Source organism: Ruegeria sp. F12 (assembly GCF_056533885.1).
In genome coordinates this window covers 378,299-401,953 of the sequence record NZ_JBQFOV010000003.1, presented here as the reverse complement: position 1 = coordinate 401,953, position 23,655 = coordinate 378,299, and the positions used below count along the sequence as shown (strand labels likewise).

27 protein-coding genes are annotated in these 23,655 nt (G+C 59.6%); 25 read left to right on the top strand and 2 right to left on the bottom strand.

Annotated features, from left to right (window positions below; genetic code table 11):
• Positions 1-75 precede the first annotated feature (75 nt).
• The gene (locus tag ACR0CA_RS06725; protein WP_170352600.1) at positions 76-747 is read left to right on the top strand and encodes an HAD-IA family hydrolase; all 672 of its coding nucleotides are present in this window, start codon (positions 76-78) and stop codon (positions 745-747) included.
• Between the two features lie 39 nt (positions 748-786).
• A complete protein-coding gene (locus tag ACR0CA_RS06720) occupies positions 787-1,977 on the top strand; it encodes a DegT/DnrJ/EryC1/StrS family aminotransferase (RefSeq protein WP_480897873.1) in 1,191 nt (396 codons plus the stop codon).
• A 6-nt stretch (positions 1,978-1,983) separates the two neighbouring features.
• On the opposite strand, the gene ACR0CA_RS06715 is transcribed toward ACR0CA_RS06720, so the two are convergent.
• Positions 1,984-3,051, bottom strand: a complete 1,068-nt coding sequence (locus tag ACR0CA_RS06715) for a Hint domain-containing protein (protein WP_480897871.1) — start codon at positions 3,049-3,051, stop codon at positions 1,984-1,986.
• 207 nt (positions 3,052-3,258) lie between these two features.
• Between ACR0CA_RS06715 and ACR0CA_RS06710 the strand changes: the two genes are divergently transcribed.
• Positions 3,259-4,422, top strand: coding sequence for an isovaleryl-CoA dehydrogenase (locus ACR0CA_RS06710; RefSeq protein ID WP_170769257.1), 1,164 nt, complete (start codon positions 3,259-3,261; stop codon positions 4,420-4,422).
• 44 nt (positions 4,423-4,466) lie between these two features.
• Here the strand turns inward: ACR0CA_RS06710 and ACR0CA_RS06705 are convergent, their stop codons facing one another.
• Positions 4,467-5,072 carry an OmpW/AlkL family protein gene (locus ACR0CA_RS06705; RefSeq protein ID WP_170769258.1) on the bottom strand — a complete coding sequence of 202 codons (606 nt, stop codon included), beginning with the start codon at positions 5,070-5,072 and terminating at the stop codon, positions 4,467-4,469.
• Between the two features lie 136 nt (positions 5,073-5,208).
• Here ACR0CA_RS06705 and ACR0CA_RS06700 point away from each other — a divergent pair, with 136 nt between their 5' ends.
• The 22 genes from ACR0CA_RS06700 to nuoH all read left to right on the top strand — a co-directional run bounded on the left by ACR0CA_RS06700 (position 5,209) and on the right by nuoH (position 23,655).
• Positions 5,209-6,735 (top strand): AMP-binding protein, encoded by a 1,527-nt coding sequence (locus ACR0CA_RS06700; protein WP_480897870.1) that lies wholly within the window; start codon positions 5,209-5,211, stop codon positions 6,733-6,735.
• A 493-nt stretch (positions 6,736-7,228) separates the two neighbouring features.
• The gene (locus ACR0CA_RS06695) at positions 7,229-8,833 is read left to right on the top strand and encodes a carboxyl transferase domain-containing protein (RefSeq protein ID WP_480897868.1); all 1,605 of its coding nucleotides are present in this window, start codon (positions 7,229-7,231) and stop codon (positions 8,831-8,833) included.
• A 1-nt stretch (position 8,834) separates the two neighbouring features.
• The gene (locus ACR0CA_RS06690) at positions 8,835-9,257 is read left to right on the top strand and encodes an ASCH domain-containing protein (RefSeq protein ID WP_480897867.1); all 423 of its coding nucleotides are present in this window, start codon (positions 8,835-8,837) and stop codon (positions 9,255-9,257) included.
• Positions 9,258-9,260: 3 nt separating this feature from the next.
• Positions 9,261-11,189 carry an acetyl/propionyl/methylcrotonyl-CoA carboxylase subunit alpha gene (locus ACR0CA_RS06685; RefSeq protein WP_480897865.1) on the top strand — a complete coding sequence of 643 codons (1,929 nt, stop codon included), beginning with the start codon at positions 9,261-9,263 and terminating at the stop codon, positions 11,187-11,189.
• A gap of 59 nt (positions 11,190-11,248) precedes the next feature.
• Positions 11,249-12,103 (top strand): hydroxymethylglutaryl-CoA lyase, encoded by an 855-nt coding sequence (locus ACR0CA_RS06680; RefSeq protein ID WP_480897863.1) that lies wholly within the window; start codon positions 11,249-11,251, stop codon positions 12,101-12,103.
• A gap of 3 nt (positions 12,104-12,106) precedes the next feature.
• Positions 12,107-12,895, top strand: coding sequence for a crotonase/enoyl-CoA hydratase family protein (locus ACR0CA_RS06675; RefSeq protein WP_480897862.1), 789 nt, complete (start codon positions 12,107-12,109; stop codon positions 12,893-12,895).
• Positions 12,896-13,083: 188 nt separating this feature from the next.
• Positions 13,084-13,449 carry an NADH-quinone oxidoreductase subunit A gene (locus ACR0CA_RS06670; RefSeq protein ID WP_050602775.1) on the top strand — a complete coding sequence of 122 codons (366 nt, stop codon included), beginning with the start codon at positions 13,084-13,086 and terminating at the stop codon, positions 13,447-13,449.
• Entirely contained in the window at positions 13,440-13,973 is a 534-nt protein-coding gene (locus ACR0CA_RS06665; RefSeq protein WP_037307875.1) for a NuoB/complex I 20 kDa subunit family protein, read from the top strand. The genes ACR0CA_RS06670 and ACR0CA_RS06665 overlap by 10 nt, the downstream gene beginning before the upstream one ends.
• Positions 13,970-14,296, top strand: coding sequence for an antibiotic biosynthesis monooxygenase (locus tag ACR0CA_RS06660; RefSeq protein WP_170769266.1), 327 nt, complete (start codon positions 13,970-13,972; stop codon positions 14,294-14,296). The genes ACR0CA_RS06665 and ACR0CA_RS06660 overlap by 4 nt, the downstream gene beginning before the upstream one ends.
• Positions 14,289-14,888, top strand: coding sequence for an NADH-quinone oxidoreductase subunit C (locus tag ACR0CA_RS06655; RefSeq protein WP_480875241.1), 600 nt, complete (start codon positions 14,289-14,291; stop codon positions 14,886-14,888). The genes ACR0CA_RS06660 and ACR0CA_RS06655 overlap by 8 nt, the downstream gene beginning before the upstream one ends.
• A 5-nt stretch (positions 14,889-14,893) precedes the next feature.
• Positions 14,894-15,070, top strand: a complete 177-nt coding sequence (locus ACR0CA_RS06650; RefSeq protein ID WP_170784206.1) for a hypothetical protein — start codon at positions 14,894-14,896, stop codon at positions 15,068-15,070.
• Between the two features lies 1 nt (position 15,071).
• Positions 15,072-15,194 (top strand): hypothetical protein, encoded by a 123-nt coding sequence (locus ACR0CA_RS06645; protein ID WP_257599041.1) that lies wholly within the window; start codon positions 15,072-15,074, stop codon positions 15,192-15,194.
• On the top strand, positions 15,194-16,417 hold the full coding sequence (locus tag ACR0CA_RS06640; RefSeq protein ID WP_170352614.1) for an NADH-quinone oxidoreductase subunit D: 1,224 nt from the start codon (positions 15,194-15,196) through the stop codon (positions 16,415-16,417). Before ACR0CA_RS06645 ends, ACR0CA_RS06640 begins: the two co-directional genes overlap by 1 nt.
• Positions 16,417-17,523, top strand: a complete 1,107-nt coding sequence (gene nuoE, locus ACR0CA_RS06635; protein WP_480897859.1) for an NADH-quinone oxidoreductase subunit NuoE — start codon at positions 16,417-16,419, stop codon at positions 17,521-17,523. The genes ACR0CA_RS06640 and nuoE overlap by 1 nt, the downstream gene beginning before the upstream one ends.
• A 30-nt stretch (positions 17,524-17,553) precedes the next feature.
• Positions 17,554-17,772 carry a DUF5337 domain-containing protein gene (locus ACR0CA_RS06630; protein WP_480503119.1) on the top strand — a complete coding sequence of 73 codons (219 nt, stop codon included), beginning with the start codon at positions 17,554-17,556 and terminating at the stop codon, positions 17,770-17,772.
• A gap of 12 nt (positions 17,773-17,784) precedes the next feature.
• Positions 17,785-19,083: an NADH-quinone oxidoreductase subunit NuoF gene (nuoF, locus tag ACR0CA_RS06625; protein ID WP_170788373.1), complete on the top strand. Its 1,299-nt coding sequence runs from the start codon at positions 17,785-17,787 to the stop codon at positions 19,081-19,083.
• 2 nt (positions 19,084-19,085) lie between these two features.
• A complete protein-coding gene (locus ACR0CA_RS06620) occupies positions 19,086-19,502 on the top strand; it encodes an MAPEG family protein (RefSeq protein ID WP_480897857.1) in 417 nt (138 codons plus the stop codon).
• Positions 19,502-19,885 carry a hypothetical protein gene (locus ACR0CA_RS06615; protein ID WP_170788375.1) on the top strand — a complete coding sequence of 128 codons (384 nt, stop codon included), beginning with the start codon at positions 19,502-19,504 and terminating at the stop codon, positions 19,883-19,885. Before ACR0CA_RS06620 ends, ACR0CA_RS06615 begins: the two co-directional genes overlap by 1 nt.
• Positions 19,886-19,983: 98 nt before the next feature.
• Positions 19,984-20,388 carry a DUF5333 domain-containing protein gene (locus ACR0CA_RS06610; protein ID WP_170769274.1) on the top strand — a complete coding sequence of 135 codons (405 nt, stop codon included), beginning with the start codon at positions 19,984-19,986 and terminating at the stop codon, positions 20,386-20,388.
• A gap of 3 nt (positions 20,389-20,391) precedes the next feature.
• Positions 20,392-22,413 carry an NADH-quinone oxidoreductase subunit NuoG gene (nuoG, locus tag ACR0CA_RS06605; protein ID WP_480897856.1) on the top strand — a complete coding sequence of 674 codons (2,022 nt, stop codon included), beginning with the start codon at positions 20,392-20,394 and terminating at the stop codon, positions 22,411-22,413.
• Complete coding sequence (locus ACR0CA_RS06600) at positions 22,410-22,625, top strand: hypothetical protein (RefSeq protein ID WP_480856834.1); 216 nt, start codon at positions 22,410-22,412, stop codon at positions 22,623-22,625. Before nuoG ends, ACR0CA_RS06600 begins: the two co-directional genes overlap by 4 nt.
• Complete coding sequence (gene nuoH / locus ACR0CA_RS06595; RefSeq protein ID WP_480897854.1) at positions 22,618-23,655, top strand: NADH-quinone oxidoreductase subunit NuoH; 1,038 nt, start codon at positions 22,618-22,620, stop codon at positions 23,653-23,655. The genes ACR0CA_RS06600 and nuoH overlap by 8 nt, the downstream gene beginning before the upstream one ends.

The window sequence follows — 23,655 nt, the reverse complement described above, 5'->3', positions numbered from 1 at the left end:
CAAGCGGTTCGGGCATCAAACTAGATTGCCGTTTGCAACACGACGTGGCGAAAACCCGCCGAGGCAGGAGGCTTTATGCGTACCGTAATCTTCGATCTGGATGGAACTTTGGCGGATACATCCGGCGATCTGCTAGAGGCCGCGAACCATTGTTTTCGTCATATGGGCCATGGCGACGTGCTGATCCACGGGCAGGACGCGGGCGTCGCGCTGCGGGGTGGCCGGATGATGTTGACCCACGGGTTAAAGCGCGTTGGAGCATTCGAAGAGCAGACCATTTCGGACTATTACCCGATGTTGCTGGAGGCCTACGCGCAGGCCATCGACACCCATACCACCTTCTATCCCGGCGCGTTGGACGCGGTTGAGGCGCTGAAAGCGGCCGGTTACGGCGTGGGCATCTGCACCAACAAGCCCGAGGCGCTGGCGCATCAGTTGCTGTCACAGATGGGAGTGCGGGATCAGTTCGCCGCTCTGGTCGGGGCGGATACGTTGCCCGTGCGCAAACCCGACCCCGAACCGCTGCGCGAGGCTGCGCGGCGGGCAGGTGGTCATCCCGACCTGTGTGTTCTGATCGGCGACTCCGATACCGACCGGAACACGGCAAAGGCGGCGGGTGTGCCGTCGGTTCTGGTCACATTCGGCCCGTCTGGTGACGACATGGCCGCGCTGGAGCCCGAGGCGTTGCTGCATCATTTCGATGATCTGCCCCGCGTGGTCGAGGGGTTGATCGGTGCGGCGGCTTAGTCTCTTGACCCAAGCGGGCGTGAGGACCAGAACAGAGCCATGACCGAGATATTCACTGGCAGCTTCACCCAGCAGGAACCCATCCCCGAAGAGGCGGTCGAGGCCGCGCTCGCTGTACTGCGCCATGGGCGGTTGCACCGATATAACGTGGTGCCCGGAGAACTGGGCGAAACCGCGCTGCTGGAGCAGGAATTCGCGGCGCAGATGGGGGCGAAATACTGTCTGGCGGTATCCTCGGGCGGATATGCGCTGGCCACCGCCCTGCGCGCAGTCGGCGTGCAGCCGGGTGATCCGGTGCTGACCAATGCTTTCACGCTGGCGCCGGTGCCGGGATCAATCGCCTCGGTCGGGGCGAGGCCTGTGTTCGTGGGCGTGACCGAAGGGTTGGTGGTTGATCTGGACGATCTTGAAGCCAAGCTGGATCAGGCGCGAGTGCTGATGCTCAGCCATATGCGCGGGCATCTGTGCGACATGGACCGGCTGATGCAGATGTGCGACGCCGCAGGAGTGATCGTGATCGAGGACTGCGCCCATACGATGGGGGCAGCGTGGCGCGGGCAATTGTCGGGGCGGCAGGGGGCCATTGGGTGTTATTCCTGCCAGACCTACAAGCATGTGAACTCGGGTGAGGGCGGCTTGCTGGTCACCGATGATGAGGAACTTGCAGCGAAGGCGACGATGTTGTCGGGCTCGTATATGCTGTACGAACGTCATCTGGCCGCACCGGGGCCAGAGGTGTTTGAGCGGATCAAATATAACACCCCCAATGTCTCGGGCAGGATGGATAACCTGCGGGCGGCGATCCTGCGGCCTCAACTGCGGGATCTGGACCAGCAGGTTTCGCGCTGGAACGAACGCTATGGTGAGATCGAAGATGGTCTGCGCGACACGCCCGGCCTAACTATTGTCGAACGGCCCGAAGGTGAGACCTATGTGGGCTCATCCATTCAATTCCTCTTGCTGGATTGGTCGCCCGAGCGTATCGCCGAGGTGATCCACCGCTGTGCTGCGCGTGGGGTCGAGTTGAAGTGGTTCGGTGGGGCCGAGCCCACTGGTTTTACCTCGCGATACGACAGTTGGCGCTATGCGGATAGTGCGCCTTTGCCTGCCAGTGACCGGGTGCTGGCGGGGATCATGGATATGCGGGTGCCGCTGACATTCTCGCTGGAAGATTGCCACCTTATTGCGCGGATCATCCGGGCCGAGGTTGGCGCGGTCTATCAATCCTGACCAGCGCTAATGCGCGCGCTGGTCCAGCGGGTGTTTGTTGTTTTTACCCAGACGCTCGACAAACCGTTTTTGCTGTTTGATCTGCGGGATGGTCTGCTGCGAGGTTGACGGGGTGACGGCTGTCAGGCCCGGGAACAGCAGGTGGAGCTCCTCCAACGCCTCGGCAGATAGGGCTGACAGAGACATCGGCGACAGCAACATGCTTTCACTGGGGGCACCGTTCGCAAATACAATTTCATGGTCATCGAAAAGCAGATGGAAATAAGTCGTCGCACACGCCTGCGCCTCGACTTCTACCTCTGGCAGGGCGGTCAGCCGAATGGCTGAGATCAGAACCTCGCGCGCGCCAAACATACGTTCTGCCACGGGCGACGAGGCCTGCATCCGGTGCTGTCGTGACACCAACAAATCCGTATGCGGCATCCCTTGTCCAAGCGCACCTTTGGCAATGCGGATCGGAAGCAGCTTGGGTTCAGCCGTCATCTCGGCCTTGGAAGCATGTCGCCGCCCGACCCATTTCAAAGCTTTGGCCCCCGATTGCGTCATCACCAGATCGCCGGCCTTCAACTGTTCGACGGGGATTTCGCCATGTTCTGTGTCGATCAGCGTTCCCTGACAGAAACAGATCAGAAGCGAGATGTTGTCGACAATCGCGCCAAGGCTGTCATCTACGCCGATTTCGGTGAATCGCAGCGTGTAGTCACCCGCCTCGGGGAAATCGACGTCTATGATGATTGTTGTGAAGCTGGCCTCAGTTGGCAGAACGGTCATGGTTGAAATCACGACGCCGTCGCTGTCCACGATTTCGACCGTGAACCCATCGGTGCCCGCGTTACCCAGCGAGGCTGTGCGCAATGCTGTATCGAATTCCAAAATACCCGAATGCGCATCGTCCAGCGTAAACGTCTGTTCCAAAACGGTGGTGAAACCCGAGCGGCCATCCAATTCTGAAACCAGATTCCTTGAACCATTTCCAAGGAAGGCAAACTCAGGGTTGATTTCCACGTCGGTGCCCGACCAGTTCGAGCGGCCGCTGCTGAAATCTCCGTTAATAATCACATTCGTCGGGGCCATGGGATCTGCTTTCTAAATGATTTTCGACTCAACGCATGTCGGCGAGACCCTATTGGCTCAGCGTCGGGACGACAATGTGTTGAAATCGTGAAGATACTCTGAATCCGAGGTTTTTTTGAGTGATTGCGCCAGGTTCTTGACGTCCGCGCTTGTCCGTGTCAAATTATTTGAACGAGTGTTCATTAATCCAGTTGGAGGAAGTCGGGGATGTTCACGGCCACAATGCAGTTCGATCTGGGTGAAGATGTGAATGCCCTGCGGGAGATGGTTCATCGCTGGGCGCAGGAGCGGGTCAAACCGAAGGCTGCCGAGGTCGACAAATCCAACGCCTTTCCCAATGACTTATGGCGCGAGATGGGTGATCTGGGGATGTTGGGTATTACCGTACCCGAGGAATATGGCGGAGCGGGGATGTCCTATCTGGCCCATACCGTCGCAGTTGAAGAGGTGGCGCGGGCTTCGGCCTCGGTTTCGTTGTCATATGGGGCGCATTCAAATCTATGCGTCAACCAGATCAAGCTGAATGGGACGGACGAACAGAAAGCAAAATACCTGCCGCGACTTGTCTCGGGTGAACATGTTGGCGCGCTGGCCATGTCCGAGGCCGGAGCCGGATCGGATGTTGTGTCAATGAAGCTGCGCGCCGAAAAACGCAACGACCATTACCGACTGAATGGCAGCAAATACTGGATCACCAATGGGCCGGACGCGGATACTCTGGTCGTCTATGCCAAAACCGACCCGGAGGCGGGATCGCGCGGAATCACCGCTTTTTTGATCGAGAAAGAGATGACCGGGTTTTCGACATCCCCGCATTTCGACAAGCTAGGGATGCGTGGGTCAAACACGGCCGAGCTGATCTTTGAAGATGTCGAGGTTCCGTTCGAAAACGTGTTGGGCGAGGAGGGCAAGGGCGTCGCGGTTTTGATGTCGGGTCTGGATTATGAACGCGTGGTGCTGGCCGGGATCGGCACCGGTATCATGGCTGCCTGTCTTGATGAGATCATGCCCTATCTGGCCGAGCGCAAGCAATTCGGCAAACCTATCGGGTCGTTCCAGCTGATGCAGGGCAAGATCGCCGATATGTATACGGCCATGAATTCGGCGCGGGCTTATGTCTACGAAGTCGCGAAAGCCTGTGATCGGGGTGATGTAACGCGGCAGGACGCGGCGGCATGTTGCCTCTATGCGTCCGAGGCCGCGATGACACAGGCGCATCAGGCTGTACAGGCGATGGGCGGGGCCGGGTTCCTGTCGGATTCTGCCGTCAGCCGGATTTTCCGCGATGCGAAGCTGATGGAGATCGGTGCAGGCACCAGCGAAATCCGCAGGATGCTGATTGGCCGCGAGTTGATGAGTGAGATGTCGTGACGAAAAACGCCCCGCAACAGGATGCGGGGCGCAGAAGTGTTGGATCAGAAACGATGGACGTAGGAAACGCCAATCAGCCAGGGGTCGATCTCGGCTTCGCCGATATCGGCACCATCAAGCGACACGTCCGAGTCGATGTCGAACCAGCGCACGTTCAGACGTACGGCACCTTGTTCGGTGATGGCGTAGTCCAGACCGGCTTGCAACGCGAGGCCGACCGAGTTGTCCAGCTCAAGATCGCCCAAGGCAGAGCTTTCATCAAAGAAGATCGTGTAGTTGATGCCGGCACCGACATAGGGTTTCCAGGCGGTGCCTGTGTCGAAGTGGTAGTTCAACGACAGGGTGGGCGGCAGATGTTTGAGGCTGCCTGCGTCGACGCTGCCCCCCAGCGTGACTTCATGGCTGAACGGGGTTGCAGCCAGCAGCTCGATGCCCAGATTGTCGCGGACAAAGTATTCAACGGTGAAGATTGCGCTGACGTCGGAATCGACTTCGGCGTCCAGCCCGGCCAGCGTACCGTTATCGGATTTGGGCTCCAGATACCCCGCACCGATACCAACGGTCCAGTCACCCTGGTTCTGAGCAAGAACAGGAGAAGCAAGCGCCACAAGCGCAGTGGAAAGTGTCAAAGCGGCGAGTTTTTTGGTCATGTCATGGCCTCTGAATGTTTTGATGCTTCGGTTTTGCATCAACCGACCCCTGCCAACTCTGATCTGTGTCAAGTTTCTGTGACAGTTGGGGTGCGCGCGAAGAGGAAAAATATTTTTGAATCAGGAGGTTCAAGCCATGTGTCCCGCTAGAAACATACCAGGTATGCTGGGTGTGGGTGGCTGGGATGTGCCAGACCGACTCAATATGGCGGCGCAATGTCTGGCGCAGCCGCATGATCAGGTTGCAGTCGTTGATCTGACACGCGATGCGCGAAAGGACATAACGTTCCGGGATCTTGCGCGGATGACGGATGGCATTGGGCAGGTGTTGCAACAACGGATCAGGCCCGGTGATCGGGTCGGTGTATTGCTTAGTCAGTCGTCTTGGTGTGCGGCGGCGCATCTGGCGATCTGGAAACTGGGCGCGATCTCGGTGCCTTTGTTCAAGCTGTTCCAACACGATGCGCTGGCGTCACGCGCGGGCGACGCCGGGGTGCAAGTTGCGCTGACGGATGCCGAGGGGCAGACGCTGCTGAGTGGGTTGGCGGATCCGCTGCGTGTCGACCAAATCGCGCCGTCGGATCAGACGCTACCCTTTGCCGATACCGGCCCCGAGGATCCGGCGGTGCTGATCTATACCTCGGGCACCACTGGCAGCCCCAAGGGCGCGCTGCACGGGCATCGGGTGCTGACCGGCCATCTGCCCGGCGTGTCGATCAGCCATAACCATCTGCGCGACGGCGATTGCCTGTGGACCCCCGCCGACTGGGCGTGGATCGGTGGGCTGTTTGACGTGCTGATGCCAGGTCTGGCGCTGGGCATTCCGGTGGTCGCTGCGCGGCTTGAGAAGTTCACGCCCGAGGCCTGCGCCGATGTGGTCGCGCGCGGCGGGGTGCGCAACGTTTTCTTTCCGCCCACCGCGCTGCGGATGTTGAAAGCGGCGGATCAGGCCATTCCCGGTCTGCGTTCGGTCGCCTCGGGCGGTGAGCCACTGGGGGCCGAGATGTTGTCTTGGGGGCAGCAGGCGTTCGGTTTGACGATCAACGAATTCTATGGGCAGACCGAATGCAACATGGTCGTGTCCTCCTGCGCCGAGGATTTCCCGGTGCGTCCCGGCTGTATCGGCAAACCTGTTCCGGGGCATGAGGTTGCGGTGATCGACGAGGCTGGCAATCCGACCAGCGACGAGGGCGACGTGGCCATCCGGCGCGGCTCGGCCTCGATGCTCTTGGAATACTGGAACCGGCCTGAGGCAACAGCTGAGAAGTATCGTGGCGACTGGCTGATCACCGGCGACCGTGGCGTGTGGGTGGGTGACTATCTGCGCTTCGTGGGGCGCGATGATGACGTGATTACGTCGGCCGGATACCGGATCGGCCCCGCCGAAATCGAGGATTGCCTGCTGACCCACCCGGCAGTGGCGACCGTGGGCGTGGTCGGCAAGCCCGACAAGCTGCGGACCGAGATCGTCAAGGCCTATGTGGTGTTGAAGCCAGGGGCCGAAGCGTCGGGCACAGAGCTGCAGGAGTGGGTCAAGGCTCGTCTGGCGCAGTATTCCTACCCGCGCGAGGTGGCGTTTCTGGAGGAATTACCGATGACGGTGACGGGAAAGGTTATCCGGAAGGAATTGAAGGCGCGGGCTGCTGGGGAGACAGCTGTATGAAACTAGTCAGCCTATTTTTAGTTACTTTGTGCTTTGCATCAAAAGCGAGTGCGCAGAGTACGGAATCCCAATACATTGATGCTCTTCCATGGCTTGACGGATGTTCGGCTTTGTCGAGGGGCGCCCCAATCACTCAGATGCATATGGATACCAAGTGCTTTGAGTGGGGAGTTAGGCATTGCTACTATCCACCCTCTTTAGAGACGCGAATTTCTTGCAAGAATGCGTTTGTCAGGCACCTAGAAATACGATCGCATGAAATACTTGCAGATCTCCCGAATGAGATTCCTGCTGTGAATGAGGCGGAAGCCCAGAACTACCTAAACGTTCCATCCCGATCACGCGCAAAGGTTGGGGCAAGCGATTGCACCTCAGGCGGGGAAAACGGTGACATCCTGACTAGGTGTCACGTGAAAGCGTCGGGGCTTCGATGGGTGGAGGCTCGCAGGTTGGCTAGGTGGGCTGGGCTATCTAAACCGGAAGGTAACGACCAATGAAGCTAGTATCCAAAGCCATACCTACCTCTGAGGGCTACAAGGCAAACCGCACCGCCCATCTCGACGCTCTGGCGCACATCTCAGCTGCTGCCGAAGCGGCTCGCATGGGCGGGGGTGAGAAATCCCGCGCGCGGCATGTGTCCCGGGGCAAGATGCTCCCCAGACGCCGAGTGGCGAATTTGCTGGACGCGGGGTCGCCGTTTCTGGAAATCGGCGCAACGGCGGCGCATGGGATGTATGGCGACGCCGCGCCCTGTGCTGGGATGATAGCGGGGATAGGCCGAGTGCAGGGGCGTGAGGTCATGGTGGTGTGCAACGATGCCACCGTGAAGGGCGGCACCTACTATCCAATGAGCGTCAAGAAACACCTGCGGGCACAGGAGATTGCCGAGGAAAACCATCTGCCCTGCATCTATCTGGTCGATAGCGGCGGCGCGAACCTGCCCAATCAGGATGAGGTGTTCCCCGACCGCGATCACTTTGGCCGCATCTTCTACAATCAGGCTCGGATGAGCGCCAAGGGGATTGCTCAGATCGCCGTGGTGATGGGGTCGTGTACGGCGGGTGGGGCTTATGTGCCCGCGATGTCGGATGTGACGATCATCGTCAAGGAACAGGGCACGATCTTTCTGGCCGGTCCGCCTCTGGTCAAGGCCGCAACGGGCGAGGTGGTCAGCGCCGAGGATCTGGGCGGTGGTGACGTACATACGCGTCTGTCCGGCGTGGCGGACTATCTGGCCGAGGATGATGCGCATGCACTGGCTTTGGCGCGCCGCGCCGTAGGCTCGCTGAACCTGCGCAAACCGCAGACGGTGGATTGGGCCAGCCCCGAGGACCCGGCCTATGACCCCGAGGAAATCCTTGGTGTTGTCCCCGCCGATCTGCGCACGCCCTATGACATCCGCGAGGTGATTGCGCGGCTGGTCGATGGCTCGCGCTTCGATGAGTTCAAGCCGCGCTTCGGGGAAACGCTGGTAACCGGCTTTGCTTATGTTAAAGGCTGCCCAGTTGGGATCATCGCCAATAACGGCGTGCTGTTTTCCGAGGCGGCGCAGAAGGGCGCGCATTTTGTCGAGCTGTGTTCTCAGCGTCGCATCCCGCTGGTGTTCCTGCAGAACATTACCGGGTTTATGGTCGGCCGCAAATACGAGAACGAGGGCATCGCGCGGCACGGGGCCAAGATGGTGACGGCGGTGGCGACGACCTCGGTGCCGAAGGTCACAATGTTGGTGGGAGGCTCGTTCGGCGCGGGGAACTACGGCATGGCCGGGCGGGCGTATCAGCCGCGTTTTCTGTGGACCTGGCCGAATTCCCGGATTTCCGTGATGGGCGGGGAGCAGGCTGCGGGCGTTCTGGCCACCGTCAAGCGCGATGGGATCGAGCGGCAGGGCGGCACCTGGTCGGCCGAGGAAGAGGCCGAATTCAAACGCCCAACCTTGGACATGTTCGAAGAGCAATCGCATCCACTCTATGCCTCGGCGCGGCTTTGGGATGACGGCATCATCGACCCGCGCAAATCGCGCGATGTGTTGGCCTTGTCGCTGAGTGCGGCGTTGAATGCTCCGATCGAGGAGACACGCTTTGGCGTGTTCAGGATGTAAAATGGTCGATCTGGAAAAACTGAAATCCCGCTACCCCGGTGCGCAGACCTTCAAGTTTGGAGACAACCCAACGCTGAGCGCCGAGTTGTTGGCGTTGGTGCGCGCAGGAAAGAAAACCGCGACCTGCGGTGCGTTGCGAGACTATCCTGAGGGCAGCGCGGACACTCCGGTTGTGGGACGGCGCGATATTGCTCTGGATTGGGATGATCGCCCCGCTTTGGTCATCGAAACGGTCGAAGTTTCGATCTGCCGCTATTGCGATGTGACCGAGGAGTTTGCGTTGGCCGAAGGCGAGAATGAGACGCTTGAGGGGTGGCGCGAAGATCACCGCCGGTACTTTAAACGAAATGGCGGGTTCGAGCCCGAGATGGAGCTGCTCTGCGAGCGGTTCCGGTTGGTCGAAGATCTGACGGTTGAGGGGTAAGTCATGTTCACCAAAATCCTGATTGCCAACCGGGGTGAGATTGCTTGTCGGGTGATCGAGACCGCCCAGAAGATGGGTGTGGCCTGCGTTGCGGTCTATTCTGATGTGGACGCCTCGGCCAAGCATGTGCAGATGGCGGACGAGACAGTGCATATCGGTGGTGCGGCCCCGGCGGAGAGTTATCTGAAGGGCGACACGATCATTCAGGCGGCGCTCGACACCGGAGCGCAGGCGATCCATCCGGGATACGGGTTTCTGTCCGAGAACCCCGATTTCGTCGATGCGGTCGAGGCGGCAGGCCTTACCTTCATCGGGCCTTCGGCGGATGCGATCCGCAAGATGGGCCTCAAGGATGCTGCCAAAGTCTTGATGGAACAGGCGGGCGTGCCTGTGGTGCCGGGCTATCATGGCGACAATCAGGACCCGGAGCATTTGGCCGGTGCCGCGGACACAATCGGCTACCCTGTTCTCATCAAAGCTGTTGCAGGTGGCGGCGGAAAGGGTATGCGGCTGGTTGAACGTGCCGAAGATTTCGCAGACGCGCTGCACAGTGCGCGAGGCGAGGCGCGCACGGCCTTTGGCAACGACGCCGTTCTGGTCGAGAAATTCGTCTCCAAACCGCGCCATATCGAGGTGCAGGTTTTCGGCGACGGCACCCATGCGGTTCATCTGTTCGAACGCGATTGCTCGTTGCAGCGGCGCCACCAGAAGGTGATCGAAGAGGCTCCGGCACCCGGTATGACGGCTGAAATGCGCGAAGCGATGGGGCAGGCCGGTGTACGCGCCGCCGAGGCGATTGGCTACAAGGGCGCGGGTACGGTTGAATTCATCGTTGATGCCTCGGACGGGCTGCGGCCGGATCGGTTTTGGTTCATGGAGATGAACACGCGCTTGCAGGTGGAACATCCTGTGACCGAGGCGATTACCGGGGTTGATCTGGTGGAATGGCAGTTGCGCGTGGCCGCGGGCGAGACGCTGCCGAAACAGCAGAGTGACCTTTCTATCTCGGGTCACGCGTTCGAGGCGCGGCTGTATGCCGAGGACGTGCCCAAAGGCTTTCTGCCTGCGACAGGAACGTTGACGCATCTGCACTTCCCGGCACTCTGCCGGGCGGACAGCGGTGTGCGGGCAGGGGATACGATCAGTCCTTGGTATGACCCAATGATCGCAAAAGTCATCGTCCACGGCCCTACGCGCGACATTGCGCTGGAACAGTTACACCGTGCGTTGCGTCAGACTGAGGTCGCGGGCACTGTAACCAACCTTGCCTTTCTTGGCGCGCTGACGCGCCATCAGGGGTTCGCGTCGGGTGATGTGGATACCGGGCTGATCGGGCGTGATCTGGATGGGTTGGTTCAGACCTCCGCAACCTCAACGCGTGCTGCAGTTGCGGCGGCCATGACCGCTGCGGGTTTGGTGGACACATCCGAGGAAACTGGGTTCTCGCTTTGGGCGCCTCTGCATCGTGCCGTTCAGCTTATGGCGGATGATGTGATTGATCTGGATGTGCAGGTCGAAGTTCCGAACCGGCAGGTTTGGCACATCGGCAACGATACTTTAGTGGCTGAACGTGGCCCCGGAGGCTGGGTGATCGATGGCGAAGCGATACCGTCTGTATCGGTTGCGGGCTCTCGGATCACTGTGTTCGAGACGTATGGTCAGGTGTTCGATCAGATCGATCCGCTGGACCGCGATACCAGCGCCACCGGCGACACCAATGTGATCGAGGCCCCTATGCCCGGTCTGGTCAAGGCGGTCTTTGCGCAGGCTGGGCAAGCTGTGGCCGAGGGCGACCGGTTGGCCATCCTTGAGGCTATGAAGATGGAGCATTCGTTGCTGGCAGCCCGCGATGGCGTCGTGGCCGAAGTGCTGGTCGAGGCGGGCGCTCAGGTCGAGGCCGGGGCCGCGCTGGTCCGGCTGGAGGAGGAATGACCTGTTCCTGCCGCCTTAGCCGTGGCACAGTTGGATCAACAGCTTAGCGGAGGAGTAAGATGGGCGATCGGGTCGAGATATTCGAAGTGGGGCCGCGCGACGGGCTGCAGAATGAACAGCGGGAAATCCCGGTAGCGGAAAAGATCGCTCTGGTGGATTGCCTCAGCCGCGCCGGGTTCAACCGGATCGAGGTGGCCAGCTTTGTCTCGCCCAAATGGGTGCCGCACATGGCAGGTAGTGCCGAGGTGCTGGCCGGGATCAGCCGGGCCGATGGAATCCGCTATGCTGCGCTGACACCGAATATGCGTGGATATGAGGACGCGTTGGCCGCTAAAGCGGATGAGATTGCAGTGTTTGCCTCGGCGTCCGAGGGGTTCTCGAAGGCCAATATCAACGCGACGATTGCAGAATCCATCGAACGCTTCACCCCGATCCTTGAGGCCGCGCGCCATATCGACCTGCCGGTGCGGGGCTATGTGTCCTGCGTGACCGACTGCCCCTATGACGGTCCGACCTCGCCCGAAAAGGTGGCCGAGGTGGCCGACACATTGTTCGCGCTGGGCTGCTATGAGATCTCGCTGGGCGACACGATCGGGCAGGGGACGCCTGACACAATCGCTCATATGCTTCTGGCCGTGCGCGAACGGGTGCCTGTGACGCGTTTGTCGGGGCATTTTCATGACACCACAGGACGTGCCATCGACAATATCGACGCAGCTCTGGCGCTTGGTGTGCGGACATTCGATTCGGCGGTCGGCGGTCTGGGAGGGTGCCCTTATGCGCCGGGGGCGGCTGGCAATGTCGCGACCGAAGCGGTTGTCGCTCATCTGGAACGATTGGGGTATGAGACGGGCATTGACATGGCCACAGTAGAAGAAGCCGCGCAGATGGCGCGCGCCATGCGGGCGGAGTGAGGGATGTTCGAAACGATCTCGGTTACGTCGGATGCGCGTTGTGTTGCCACTCTGACGCTGAGCCGCCCAGAAAAACACAATGCCATGTCGGCGCAAATGATTTCCGAACTGACGCAGGCGGCTGCGCAGTTGGGGGCCGACGACGCAGTTCGGGTGGTCGTTTTGACCGGCGCGGGCAAAAGCTTCTGCGCCGGAGGTGATCTGGGCTGGATGCAGGCGCAGATGGCGGCTGACCCCGCAACCCGTTTCGTTGAAGCACGCAAACTGGCCGAGATGTTGCAGGCCTTGAACACGATGCCCAAACCGTTGATCGGCTTGGTGCAGGGAAACGCATTCGGAGGCGGGGTGGGGCTGGCCTCGGTCTGCGATGTCGCCATTGGAGTTGATACGCTGAAGATGGGGCTGACCGAAACCCGGTTGGGTCTGATCCCGGCCACCATTGGCCCTTATGTAATCTCCCGTATGGGCGCGGCGCGCGCACGACGCGTCTTCATGTCGGCGCGCCTGTTCGATGCCGCCGAAGCCGTTCAGCTTGGGCTGTTGGCCAAGACCGCCTCGGTAGATGATCTGGCCGATGCGGTTGAGGCCGAAGTTGCCCCCTATCTGTCCTGTGCGCCTGGCGCGGTCGCCTCGGCCAAGGCGCTGGTGCGTGATCTGGGACCGCGGATTGACGACACCGTGATCGACCAGACCATCCGCGCCTTGGTGGACCGGTGGGAAACCGATGAAGCGCAGGAGGGAATCGCCGCCTTTTTCGAGAAACGAAAAGCTGCATGGATTGATAAGGTTTAGCCGATAGTCCCAAGCCAGCGGGGTCGGGAATCGCCGTGGTGAACCAACCCGTATTGGCAAGCGGATATTTCATGCCCTGCGCGTTTGTGTTCGGTTGACCCTCTGACCCCGCAGGGATAGAGAATGTCCAGTCAACTCGCCAATTGACGGCGCACCTTTTGAGGGTATGCGCAGGAAAGGAGCTATTCGTGGAAGACCTGCTGCGGGAGTACCTCCCGATTCTGGTGTTTCTGGCCGTTGCCGTAGGCCTTGGGATCGTCCTGATTCTGGCCGCTGTGGTTTTGGCTGTCCGCAATCCCGACCCTGAAAAGGTCAGCGCATATGAATGTGGCTTCAACGCCTTTGACGATGCGCGGATGAAGTTCGATGTCCGGTTCTATCTGGTCTCGATTCTGTTCATCATCTTCGATCTCGAAATCGCCTTCCTGTTCCCTTGGGCCGTCGGCTTCAAAGACATCAGCGATGTGGGCTTCTGGTCCATGATGGTGTTTTTGGGCGTTCTGACCATTGGCTTTGCCTATGAATGGAAGAAAGGGGCCTTGGAATGGGAGTGATGACGGGCGCAAACACCGCCGGCGTCGATAAAGAAGTCGCCACCCAGGCCCTGAATGCGGAATTGCAGGACAAGGGTTTTCTGCTGACCTCGACCGAGGACATCATCAACTGGGCGCGTACCGGGTCTTTGCACTGGATGACATTCGGTTTGGCTTGCTGTGCGGTTGAGATGATGCATACCTCGATGCCGCGCTACGATGCGGAACGTTTTGGTATCGCGCCGCGCGCCTCACCGCGTCAGTCCGACGTGATGATCGTGGCCGGGACGCTGACCAACAAGATGGCCCCTGCGCTGCGCAAGGTCTATGACCAGATGCCCGAGCCGCGTTATGTCATCTCGATGGGGTCCTGCGCCAATGGGGGCGGGTACTACCACTATTCCTATTCTGTCGTGCGCGGCTGTGACCGGATCGTGCCCGTGGATATCTACGTGCCCGGTTGCCCCCCGACCGCCGAGGCGCTGCTGTACGGCCTGATGCAGCTGCAACGCAAAATTCGCCGCACGGGGACTATTGTCCGATGAGTGCTGCTGTCGTCAGGCGCTGGGAAGCCGTTGTCGCTCGGGAGGATGTTCCGGGCTGGGTTGAGACATTTCGTACCCGTGCTTTGCCCGGAATGCGCACCCTGAACGGGTTCCTGTCAGTTTCCTTCTTGGTCAGACGCGAGCAGGACCCTTGCCACATCGTCGTGCTGACAAAATGGCGCGATATGGCGGCTATTGTGGCTTACGCTGGCCAAAACGCCGAAAAGACGGTCATGCCTGATTTTATGGCGAAGTTTTTCAAGTCATACGATGCCGAAGCAACGTTTTATGACGAAGTTCTTCAGGAGGGACGCGATGAGTGACGCGCTCAAAGAACTCGGCGCGCAGCTTGAGCTGAAGCGGGCCGATTGTGTTCTGTTCTGGGATGTGACCCATGGCGAACTGAACGTGGATGTGGCCCCGTCGAACCTTGTGGAATTCGTGGAGTTCCTGCGGACGGACCAGAACTGCAAATTCTCGTCTCTGGTTGATATCACCGGCGTCGATTACCCCGAGCGGGCCAAGCGGTTCGATGTGGTTTATCACTTCTTGTCGATGTATCAGAACCAGCGCATTCGCCTGCGGGTTTCGGTGCGCGAAGAGGATATGGTGCCTTCAATCGTGGATATTCACCCCTCGGCCAACTGGTTCGAACGTGAGGTGTTCGACATGTTCGGCATCCTGTTCTCGGGTCACCCCGACCTGCGGCGGATCCTGACTGACTATGGTTTCCGCGGCTATCCGCTGCGTAAGGATTTCCCGACGACGGGCTATACCGAGGTTCGCTATGACGAGGCTGAAAAGCGTGTCGTATACGAACCGGTTAGCCTAGTGCAGGAATACCGGCAATTCGATTTCATGTCCCCTTGGGAAGGTGCGAATTACATCCTACCAGGGGATGAAAAACAGGAGTAGCCATCATGTTTGAGTTCCTGATCTGGATAGTTCTGGTGGTCGTAACGATCGTACCGATGATCAAGCTGCTGCCGCATTTCGGGATCAACAAGAACTGGGCGTTTGCCTGCGTTATCTCTCCGGCTGTGATTGTCCTGTTGTGGATGATGGCCATGAAACTGCAAGAGATGGAGAGACGCTGACATGATGGGCGAACTGATCATTTTGGGCGCTTTGGGCGTCTTGCTTGCAGGGGCTGCAGCCAAGGCGGCTGAGGCCGAAAAGGTCCGCGTTCGGGCCGAGGCAAAGAAGAAACGAGGGCGTTGATGGACGGCTCAAGATACGATGACGGCAGCACGGACGCGCTGAGCGGAGAACAGAAGATCCGCAACTTCAACATTAACTTCGGTCCGCAACACCCAGCGGCGCACGGAGTTTTGCGCCTTGTGCTTGAGCTGGACGGCGAGATTGTCGAACGCTGCGACCCGCATATCGGTCTGCTGCACCGTGGCACCGAAAAGCTGATGGAAAGCCGGACGTATCTGCAAAACCTGCCGTACTTCGACCGTCTGGACTACGTGGCGCCGATGAACCAGGAACATGCCTGGTGTCTGGCCATTGAAAAACTAACCGGGGTTGAGGTGCCGCGCCGGGGTTCGCTGATCCGAGTTTTGTATTCCGAGATCGGACGCATCCTGAACCACCTGCTGAACGTGACCACGCAGGCGATGGACGTTGGCGCGCTGACGCCGCCGCTCTGGGGGTTTGAAGAACGCGAAAAGCTGATGGTGTTCTATGAGCGCGCCTGTGGTGCCCGCTTGCACGCCGCTTATTTTCGCCCCGGTGGTGTCCACCAGGACCTGCCGCCCGAACTGTTGGATGATATCGAGGCGTGGAGCCACGAATTCCCCGCCGTTCTGGACGACATTGACGGGCTACTGACCGAAAACCGCATCTTTAAACAGCGCAACGCCGATATTGGCGTCGTGACCGAGGACGACATTCAGAAATACGGTTTCTCGGGCGTGATGGTCCGTGGCTCGGGTCTGGCATGGGATTTGCGCCGCGCGCAGCCCTATGAATGCTATGACGAGTTCGAGTTCCAGATCCCCGTCGGTAAGAATGGCGACTGCTACGACCGCTATCTGGTGCGGATGGAAGAGATGCGTCAGTCGCTGTTGATCATCCGTCAGGCCATCGCAAAGATCCGCGAATGCCCCGGTGACGTGCTGGCACGCGGAAAGATCACCCCGCCGAAACGCTCGGACATGAAGACCTCGATGGAGAGCCTGATCCATCACTTCAAGCTTTATACCGAGGGCTTCCACGTCCCTGCAGGCGAGGTCTATGCCGCCGTCGAAGCCCCTAAAGGTGAGTTCGGCGTCTATCTGGTGGCCGACGGCACCAACAAACCCTACCGCGCCAAACTGCGCGCGCCGGGCTTCCTGCACCTGCAAGCCATGGACCACGTCGCCGGAGGGCACCAACTGGCCGACGTCGCCGCCATCATCGGCACCATGGATGTCGTATTTGGAGAGATTGACCGCTAATGCTCCGCCGTCTTCACCCCGAACAACCCGATGCTTTCGCCTTCACTGCTGCCAACCAGCAATGGGCCGAAGCACAGATCACCAAATACCCCGAGGGTCGCCAGGCCAGCGCGGTGATCCCGCTGCTGTGGCGCGCGCAAGAGCAGGAGGGGTGGCTGTCCCGTCCGGCGATTGAATCCGTTGCCGACATGCTGGGCATGGCCTATATCCGCGTGCTTGAGGTCGCCTCGTTCTATTTCATGTTCCAACTGCAACCGGTTGGATCGGTGGCGCATATTCAGGTGTGCGGCACGACGTCCTGCATGATCTGCGGGGCCGAGGACTTGATCACGGTCTGCAAGGAAAAGATCGCGGCCAAGCCGCACGCGCTCTCCGCCGATGGCAAGCTGAGCTGGGAAGAGGTTGAATGCCTCGGCTCTTGCACCAACGCGCCGATGGCGCAGATCGGCAAGGATTACTACGAAGACCTAACCGCCGAGAGCTTTGGCAAGATCATCGATGATCTGGTGGCGGGCAAGGTTCCGACTCCGGGTCCGCAGAATGGGCGCTATGCAGCTGAGCCGCTCAGCGGGCTCAGCAGCCTGGCGGAGTACGAGGCGGGCAAGCCTGAACACAATGCCAGTGTTGAGCTGGCGACCGATCTGGGTGACACCGTCAAGCGCATCGACGGGACCGAGGTTCCGATCCTGACCCCGTGGTTGGGCAAGGATGGCAAGACGGCGGCAAGCAAATCGGCCCCGAAACCTCCGAAGGAAGGCGCGACGCCGAAACCTGCTGTGAAGCAGGCTGAAGAGGCGAAGGCCAAAGCGGCGGATGAGGACCAGCCCGAAACGCTAACCGCAGCGCGCGGTGGCAAGGCCGATGATCTGAAGATGCTGAAAGGTGTCGGGCCGAAGCTGGAAGAAAAGCTGAACGATCTGGGCGTCTACCACTATGACCAGATCGCGAATTGGACGGCCGGGAATATCGCTTGGGTGGACGCTCGGTTGAAGTTCAGGGGGCGGATTGAACGCGATGGCTGGGTTGCGCAGGCAACCAGTCTGGCTGCGGGGGAAGAGACCGATTTTGCCAAACGTGCCAAGGAAGACGGCACTTACGAGGATTAAGCGGGTGCCCATCCGGGGCATCGGGATGAGATGGACAAAGACAAGGAACAGGCCATAGCCCGAAAGGGCCGTCACATCGGCATTGTCATCGCTGCGACAATGGTGCTGTGGCTTGCCATGTCTTTTGTCGGTCCGCAGTTGGGGCTGCCGGGCCGTTATGCGCTGCTGTTTGATTTTGCCGCTCTGGCAGGATTCATCTATGCGGGCATCAACATTTTTCAACTCTGGCGCATGCGCCAGGATAGCTGAAGGTAACACGCGATGCTGAAGGATCAGGACCGGATCTTTACCAACATCTATGGGATGCATGAGCGCACATTGCGGGGCGCACAGGCGCGCGGGCATTGGGACGGCACGGCGGGCCTGATCGATAAAGGCCGCGACTGGATCATCCAGACGATGAAGGACTCGGGCCTGCGGGGGCGTGGCGGGGCGGGCTTTCCGACAGGTCTGAAATGGTCGTTCATGCCCAAGGAAAGCGACGGTCGTCCGGCCTATCTGGTTGTGAATGCGGATGAATCCGAGCCCGGCACCTGCAAAGACCGAGAGATCATGCGCCATGATCCGCACACGCTGATCGAGGGTTGTCTGATCGCCTCTTTCGCGATGAATGCACATACTTGCTACATCTATCTGCGCGGCGAATACATTCGCGAGCGTGAGGCGCTGCAGGCGGCGATTGATGAAGCCTACGACGCTGGTCTGCTGGGCAAGAACGCCGCCGGTTCGGGCTGGGATTTCGACCTGTTCCTGCATCACGGGGCCGGGGCCTATATCTGTGGTGAGGAAACCGCCCTGATCGAAAGCCTTGAGGGCAAGAAGGGCATGCCGCGGATGAAACCTCCATTCCCGGCGGGCGCTGGCCTCTATGGCTGCCCAACCACGGTGAACAATGTGGAATCGATTGCCGTTGTGCCGACGATCCTGCGCCGAGGCGCGGATTGGTTTGCGGGCTTTGGCCGTCAGAACAACGCGGGCACCAAGCTTTTTGCGATCTCGGGCCATGTGAACAATCCCTGCGTGGTCGAAGAAGCGATGTCGATCTCGTTTGAGGAACTGATTGAGACCCATTGCGGCGGTATTCGCGGCGGCTGGGACAATTTGCTGGCGGTGATTCCGGGCGGCTCGTCTGTTCCTTGCGTGCGCGGTGAAAACATGCGCGACGCGATCATGGATTTCGATTACCTGCGCAACGACCTGGGCTCGGGCCTGGGAACGGCGGCGGTGATCGTGATGGACAAATCCACCGATATCATCAAGGCTATCTGGCGGCTGTCGAAGTTCTACAAGCACGAAAGCTGTGGCCAGTGTACGCCGTGCCGCGAAGGCACCGGCTGGATGATGCGCGTGATGGATCGTCTGGTGCGCGGTGAGGCTGAGCTGGAAGAGATCGACATGCTGTTCGATGTGACCAAACAGGTCGAAGGTCACACAATCTGCGCCTTGGGCGACGCGGCTGCTTGGCCGATCCAGGGTCTGATCCGCAATTTCCGCGAAGAGATCGAGGATCGCATCAAAGCGCAAAAATCCGGTCGCAGCGGCGCGATGGCGGCGGAATAACTATGGGCGTCTTCGCAGAATACGGCCACGCAATTGCCTCGGTAATGGTTTTCACCCTGGTGGTGCTTTTCATGGCTCCGTTCACGGCACTGGCAAAGACGGCCAAGGGGCTGGCACCGGGGGCTACACCGTCGCAAGACTATGCAGATAAGGCCTATCGACTGAACCGAGCCTATTTGAACGGGACGGAAACCCTGCCTGCTTTTGCAGCAGTGGTTGTGGCGGCGGTTCTGATGGGGGTCAGCCCGTTCTGGGTGAACCTACTGGCGTCGATCGCACTGGTTGCGCGACTTGTGATGCTGGTAGTGCATATTCGTGGAATCGGAAAGCCAAACAGTGGGTTGCGTTCGATTCTTTATGTGTTGGGGTGGGTCTGCATGTTCGTGATAGGCCTGATGGCACTGGTGGCGGCGTTCTGATGCAGCAGGTAGATTTTTCATCTGTAAGAAAACGCGCGCGCCCCCCCTTGGGTTTTGCGATCATCGCTTTGATGCTGGTGTCGGCCTGCGGCGTCATAACACCGTCCTCACAGCGTGTGGCCTTTGACGGTCACTTCTTCAAAACCAAGGTCAAGCAGGTGGACAAAAAGGCCTCGCCTACGGATTTTACCGTCCTGGTAAACGACGTCTCGACCTCGCTGGATGGCGCGCGCGCGGCAGCACAGCATGAGGCTATCAAGTTCTGCATTGCCAATTTTGGCTCGTCCCGTATCGACTGGGCCGTGGGGCCGTTTACAGAGACGGAAAAACTGCGCATCAGCGATGACAAGATCACCTTTATCGGGCGGTGCCGTCGTCCATGACGCGATTTTCCGCATATCACGCAGGGTTGCGCGACGTGTTATTGCATAGCGCAGCGCACACCGGTCGTCTTGGGTTTCCCAAGACGAAAGGATCTGTGATGTCTGGAATGAAGATGCTGACCTTGGCCGCCGTGCTGACCCTGCCGGTCTCAGCGGATGCCAAACCGCCTTTGCGCGAGGTCAAAGAGATCGACGATCAGCTTTACTATATCGCGATCGCAAATGAGATTTCCGAGATTTGCCCCACCGTCAGTGGGCGACGGCTCAAGGCGATTGGCGTGTTGTGGGATCTTCGGTCGAAAGCGAACAAACTGGGGTACTCGGACAAGGAAATCCGGGCGTATATCGAATCCGATGCTGAAAAAGACCGGATGCGCGCCAAGGGCGAGGCGTATCTGGCGCAGCAGGGGGTGACGTATGACTCTCCTGAAACATTCTGCTCGTTGGGGCAGAAGGAAATCGAAAGAAACAGCGCCATTGGCGTTTATTTGAGGGCGAACTAGACCATGTCTGACCTCCGCAAGATCAATATCGACGGGCAGGAAATCGAAGTCGATGGTGCGATGACCCTGATTCAGGCGTGTGAAGAGGCCGGGGTCGAGGTGCCGCGTTTCTGCTACCACGAACGTCTGTCGATTGCCGGGAACTGCCGGATGTGTCTGGTTGAGGTTGTGGGCGGCCCGCCGAAACCCGCCGCGTCTTGCGCGATGCAGGTGCGCGACTTGCGGCCGGGGCCGGAAGGCCAGCCGCCGGTGGTCAAGACGAACTCTCCCATGGTCAAGAAGGCCCGCGAAGGCGTGATGGAGTTCCTGCTGATCAACCACCCTCTGGACTGCCCGATCTGCGATCAGGGCGGCGAGTGTGATCTGCAGGATCAAGCGATGGCCTATGGTTTGTCCGGCACGCGCTTCAAGGAAGCTAAGCGCGCGGTTGATGATCTGGATCTGGGGCCGTTGGTTGGAACGGCGATGACCCGTTGCATCAGCTGTACGCGTTGCGTGCGCTTCACGACCGAGGTCGCCGGGATTACTCAGATGGGCCAGACGGGGCGTGGGGAGGATGCCGAGATCACCTCGTACTTGAACCAGACGTTGGATTCGAACCTGCAGGGCAACGTTATCGACCTATGTCCGGTTGGGGCGCTGACCTCGAAGCCTTATGCCTTTACCGCGCGTCCGTGGGAACTGACCAAGACCGAAAGCGTCGATGTCATGGATGCTCTGGGCTCGAACATTCGCGTAGACACCAAGGGACGCGAAGTGATGCGGTTCCTTCCGCGCAACCATGATGGCGTGAATGAGGAATGGATCAGCGACAAGACGCGGTTTGTCTGGGATGGGCTGCGTCGCCAGCGTCTTGACAAGCCTTACGTGCGCGAAAACGGCAAACTGCGCCCGGCCTCGTGGCCCGAGGCGCTGACCAAGGCCGCCGAGGCGCTTAAAGGCGCCGAGAAGCTGGCCGGGATCGTGGGTGATCTTGTTCCGGTTGAGGGCGCCTTTGCATTGAAACAGATGATCGAGGGGCAGGGCGGTGTTGTCGAATGCCGCACGGACGGGGCTAAGCTGCCGGCGGGCAACCGTGCGGCCTATGCTGGCACCGCTGCGATCGAGGATATCGACAGCGCCGAACGTATACTGTTGATCGGCACCAACCCGCGCGACGAAGCTCCGGTTCTGAACGCCCGCATCCGCAAGGCGTGGGCGCATGGCGCTGAGGTTGCTCTGGTCGGGCCCGCCGTTGATCTGACCTATGAATATCACCATATGGGCGACGACCGCGCGGCGCTGCAGGCTGCGCTGGATATGGGCGGGGATGATGAGATCAAGGCCAAGCCGTCGCTGGTCATCGTGGGTCAGGGTGCCTTGCAAGAGGCTGACGGGGCCGCTGTTCTGGCCGCAGCGCAAACCATCGCTGCAAATACCGAAAGCGGCCTGATTGTTCTGCACACTGCTGCGTCTCGTGTAGGTGCGATGGATGTGGATGCTACCAACGAAGGCGGCATGGAAGCGGTCAGTGCCGCTGACGTGATCTACAACCTCGGCGCGGATGAGGTCGAGATTGGCGAGGGTGCCTTTGTGATCTATCAGGGTAGCCATGGCGACCGGGGCGCGCACCGTGCCGACGTGATCTTGCCGGGCGCGGCCTATACCGAGGAAAATGGCCTGTTCGTGAACACCGAAGGCCGTCCGCAACTGGCCATGCGCGCCGGGTTTGCACCGGGTGACGCCAAGGAAAACTGGGCAATCCTGCGGGCCTTGTCGGCCGAGTTGGGCGCGACACTGCCCTACGACTCGCTGGCGCAACTGCGCACTGCATTGATCGAGGCGGTCCCGCATCTGGCGCAGATCGACGAGGTCGTAGAGAACGAAGTTCAAGCGCTGGAATCGGGAAAACTGGGTGATGCCAGCTTCCGATATGCGATCAAGGATTTCTATCTGACTAACCCGATCGCACGTGCCTCGCAGCTAATGGCCGAGCTTTCGGCGCAGGCACAGGCCCGCAAATCCGAAAAGATTGCGGCGGAATGAACCAGACAGTTTTCATATCGCAGGCAGGGGCGAGTGCCGGGTGGCAGATCGCCGCGCCCGAATTGCGTGTGAAATTCAACAATAAGGGTGGCGCAATGCCGGCAGATGCTGTTTACACCAACGCGCCGACCCAGCCGCAAAATGCGCAGGCATCTGGCCTTCGTATCGCACGCGGAAAACGGAATACCCACGGTGTGAGGACCAATGGCTGAATTCTTTAACACCCCAGGCGGAATTGCCATCATCATTCTGGCGCAAGTGCTTGCAGTCGTTGCCTTTGTGATGATCTCGCTCTTGTTCCTCGTTTATGGCGACCGCAAGATCTGGGCCGCGGTCCAGATGCGTCGGGGCCCCAATGTGGTGGGCGCCTATGGCCTGCTGCAATCGGTGGCGGATGCGCTGAAATACGTGGTGAAAGAGGTTGTCATTCCGGCAGGTGCCGACCGCACGGTATTCATGCTGGCTCCGCTGACCTCCTTCGTGCTGGCGATGATCGCCTGGGCGGTGATCCCCTTCAACGATGGCTGGGTGTTGTCTGACCTGAACGTGGCGATCCTTTATGTCTTTGCCGTATCTTCGTTGGAAGTTTATGGCGTGATTATGGGCGGTTGGGCGTCGAACTCAAAGTACCCGTTCCTTGGATCACTGCGGTCTGCGGCGCAGATGATCTCGTACGAGGTCTCGCTGGGCCTGATCATTATAGGCGTGATCATCTCGACCGGGTCGATGAATTTTGGACACATCGTCGAGGCACAGGACGGTCGGTTTGGCTTCTTTAGCTGGTACTGGCTGCCGCATTTCCCGATGGTTTTCCTGTTCTTCATCTCGGCACTGGCCGAAACCAATCGTCCACCGTTTGACCTGCCGGAGGCAGAATCGGAGCTGGTGGCAGGCTATCAGGTCGAATACTCGGCCACTCCTTTCCTGCTGTTCATGGCAGGTGAATACATCGCCATCTTCCTGATGTGCGCGCTGATCTCGCTGCTGTTTTTTGGTGGCTGGCTGTCGCCGATCCCGGGCCTGCCGGATGGTGTTCTGTGGATGGTCGCGAAGATGGCGTTCTTCTTCTTCCTCTTCGCGATGGTCAAGGCAATCACACCCCGCTACCGCTATGACCAGCTGATGCGGTTGGGCTGGAAAGTGTTCCTGCCATTCTCGCTGGTATGGGTGGTTTTCGTGGCCTTCGCGGCGAAATTCGACTGGTTCTGGGGCGCGTTCGCCCGTTGGAGCGTTGGAGGCTGA

What these genes read in the sequence shown, in the direction of transcription:
- ACR0CA_RS06710 (WP_170769257.1), top strand. Translation starts at nt 3,259, where the DNA reads ATGTTCACGGCCACAATGCAGTTCGATCTGGGTGAAGATGTGAATGCC.
- ACR0CA_RS06715 (WP_480897871.1), bottom strand. Translation starts at nt 3,051, where the DNA reads ATGGCCCCGACGAATGTGATTATTAACGGAGATTTCAGCAGCGGCCGC.
- nuoE (WP_480897859.1), top strand. Translation starts at nt 16,417, where the DNA reads ATGCTCCGCCGTCTTCACCCCGAACAACCCGATGCTTTCGCCTTCACT.
- nuoF (WP_170788373.1), top strand. Translation starts at nt 17,785, where the DNA reads ATGCTGAAGGATCAGGACCGGATCTTTACCAACATCTATGGGATGCAT.
- ACR0CA_RS06705 (WP_170769258.1), bottom strand. Translation starts at nt 5,072, where the DNA reads ATGACCAAAAAACTCGCCGCTTTGACACTTTCCACTGCGCTTGTGGCG.
- ACR0CA_RS06615 (WP_170788375.1), top strand. Translation starts at nt 19,502, where the DNA reads ATGCAGCAGGTAGATTTTTCATCTGTAAGAAAACGCGCGCGCCCCCCC.
- ACR0CA_RS06630 (WP_480503119.1), top strand. Translation starts at nt 17,554, where the DNA reads ATGGACAAAGACAAGGAACAGGCCATAGCCCGAAAGGGCCGTCACATC.
- ACR0CA_RS06655 (WP_480875241.1), top strand. Translation starts at nt 14,289, where the DNA reads ATGAGTGACGCGCTCAAAGAACTCGGCGCGCAGCTTGAGCTGAAGCGG.
- ACR0CA_RS06675 (WP_480897862.1), top strand. Translation starts at nt 12,107, where the DNA reads ATGTTCGAAACGATCTCGGTTACGTCGGATGCGCGTTGTGTTGCCACT.
- ACR0CA_RS06700 (WP_480897870.1), top strand. Translation starts at nt 5,209, where the DNA reads ATGTGTCCCGCTAGAAACATACCAGGTATGCTGGGTGTGGGTGGCTGG.
- ACR0CA_RS06680 (WP_480897863.1), top strand. Translation starts at nt 11,249, where the DNA reads ATGGGCGATCGGGTCGAGATATTCGAAGTGGGGCCGCGCGACGGGCTG.
- ACR0CA_RS06720 (WP_480897873.1), top strand. Translation starts at nt 787, where the DNA reads ATGACCGAGATATTCACTGGCAGCTTCACCCAGCAGGAACCCATCCCC.
- ACR0CA_RS06690 (WP_480897867.1), top strand. Translation starts at nt 8,835, where the DNA reads ATGGTCGATCTGGAAAAACTGAAATCCCGCTACCCCGGTGCGCAGACC.
- ACR0CA_RS06610 (WP_170769274.1), top strand. Translation starts at nt 19,984, where the DNA reads ATGTCTGGAATGAAGATGCTGACCTTGGCCGCCGTGCTGACCCTGCCG.
- ACR0CA_RS06620 (WP_480897857.1), top strand. Translation starts at nt 19,086, where the DNA reads ATGGGCGTCTTCGCAGAATACGGCCACGCAATTGCCTCGGTAATGGTT.
- ACR0CA_RS06685 (WP_480897865.1), top strand. Translation starts at nt 9,261, where the DNA reads ATGTTCACCAAAATCCTGATTGCCAACCGGGGTGAGATTGCTTGTCGG.
- ACR0CA_RS06725 (WP_170352600.1), top strand. Translation starts at nt 76, where the DNA reads ATGCGTACCGTAATCTTCGATCTGGATGGAACTTTGGCGGATACATCC.
- ACR0CA_RS06665 (WP_037307875.1), top strand. Translation starts at nt 13,440, where the DNA reads ATGGGAGTGATGACGGGCGCAAACACCGCCGGCGTCGATAAAGAAGTC.
- nuoG (WP_480897856.1), top strand. Translation starts at nt 20,392, where the DNA reads ATGTCTGACCTCCGCAAGATCAATATCGACGGGCAGGAAATCGAAGTC.
- ACR0CA_RS06640 (WP_170352614.1), top strand. Translation starts at nt 15,194, where the DNA reads ATGGACGGCTCAAGATACGATGACGGCAGCACGGACGCGCTGAGCGGA.
- nuoH (WP_480897854.1), top strand. Translation starts at nt 22,618, where the DNA reads ATGGCTGAATTCTTTAACACCCCAGGCGGAATTGCCATCATCATTCTG.
- ACR0CA_RS06600 (WP_480856834.1), top strand. Translation starts at nt 22,410, where the DNA reads ATGAACCAGACAGTTTTCATATCGCAGGCAGGGGCGAGTGCCGGGTGG.
- ACR0CA_RS06650 (WP_170784206.1), top strand. Translation starts at nt 14,894, where the DNA reads ATGTTTGAGTTCCTGATCTGGATAGTTCTGGTGGTCGTAACGATCGTA.
- ACR0CA_RS06660 (WP_170769266.1), top strand. Translation starts at nt 13,970, where the DNA reads ATGAGTGCTGCTGTCGTCAGGCGCTGGGAAGCCGTTGTCGCTCGGGAG.
- ACR0CA_RS06645 (WP_257599041.1), top strand. Translation starts at nt 15,072, where the DNA reads ATGATGGGCGAACTGATCATTTTGGGCGCTTTGGGCGTCTTGCTTGCA.
- ACR0CA_RS06695 (WP_480897868.1), top strand. Translation starts at nt 7,229, where the DNA reads ATGAAGCTAGTATCCAAAGCCATACCTACCTCTGAGGGCTACAAGGCA.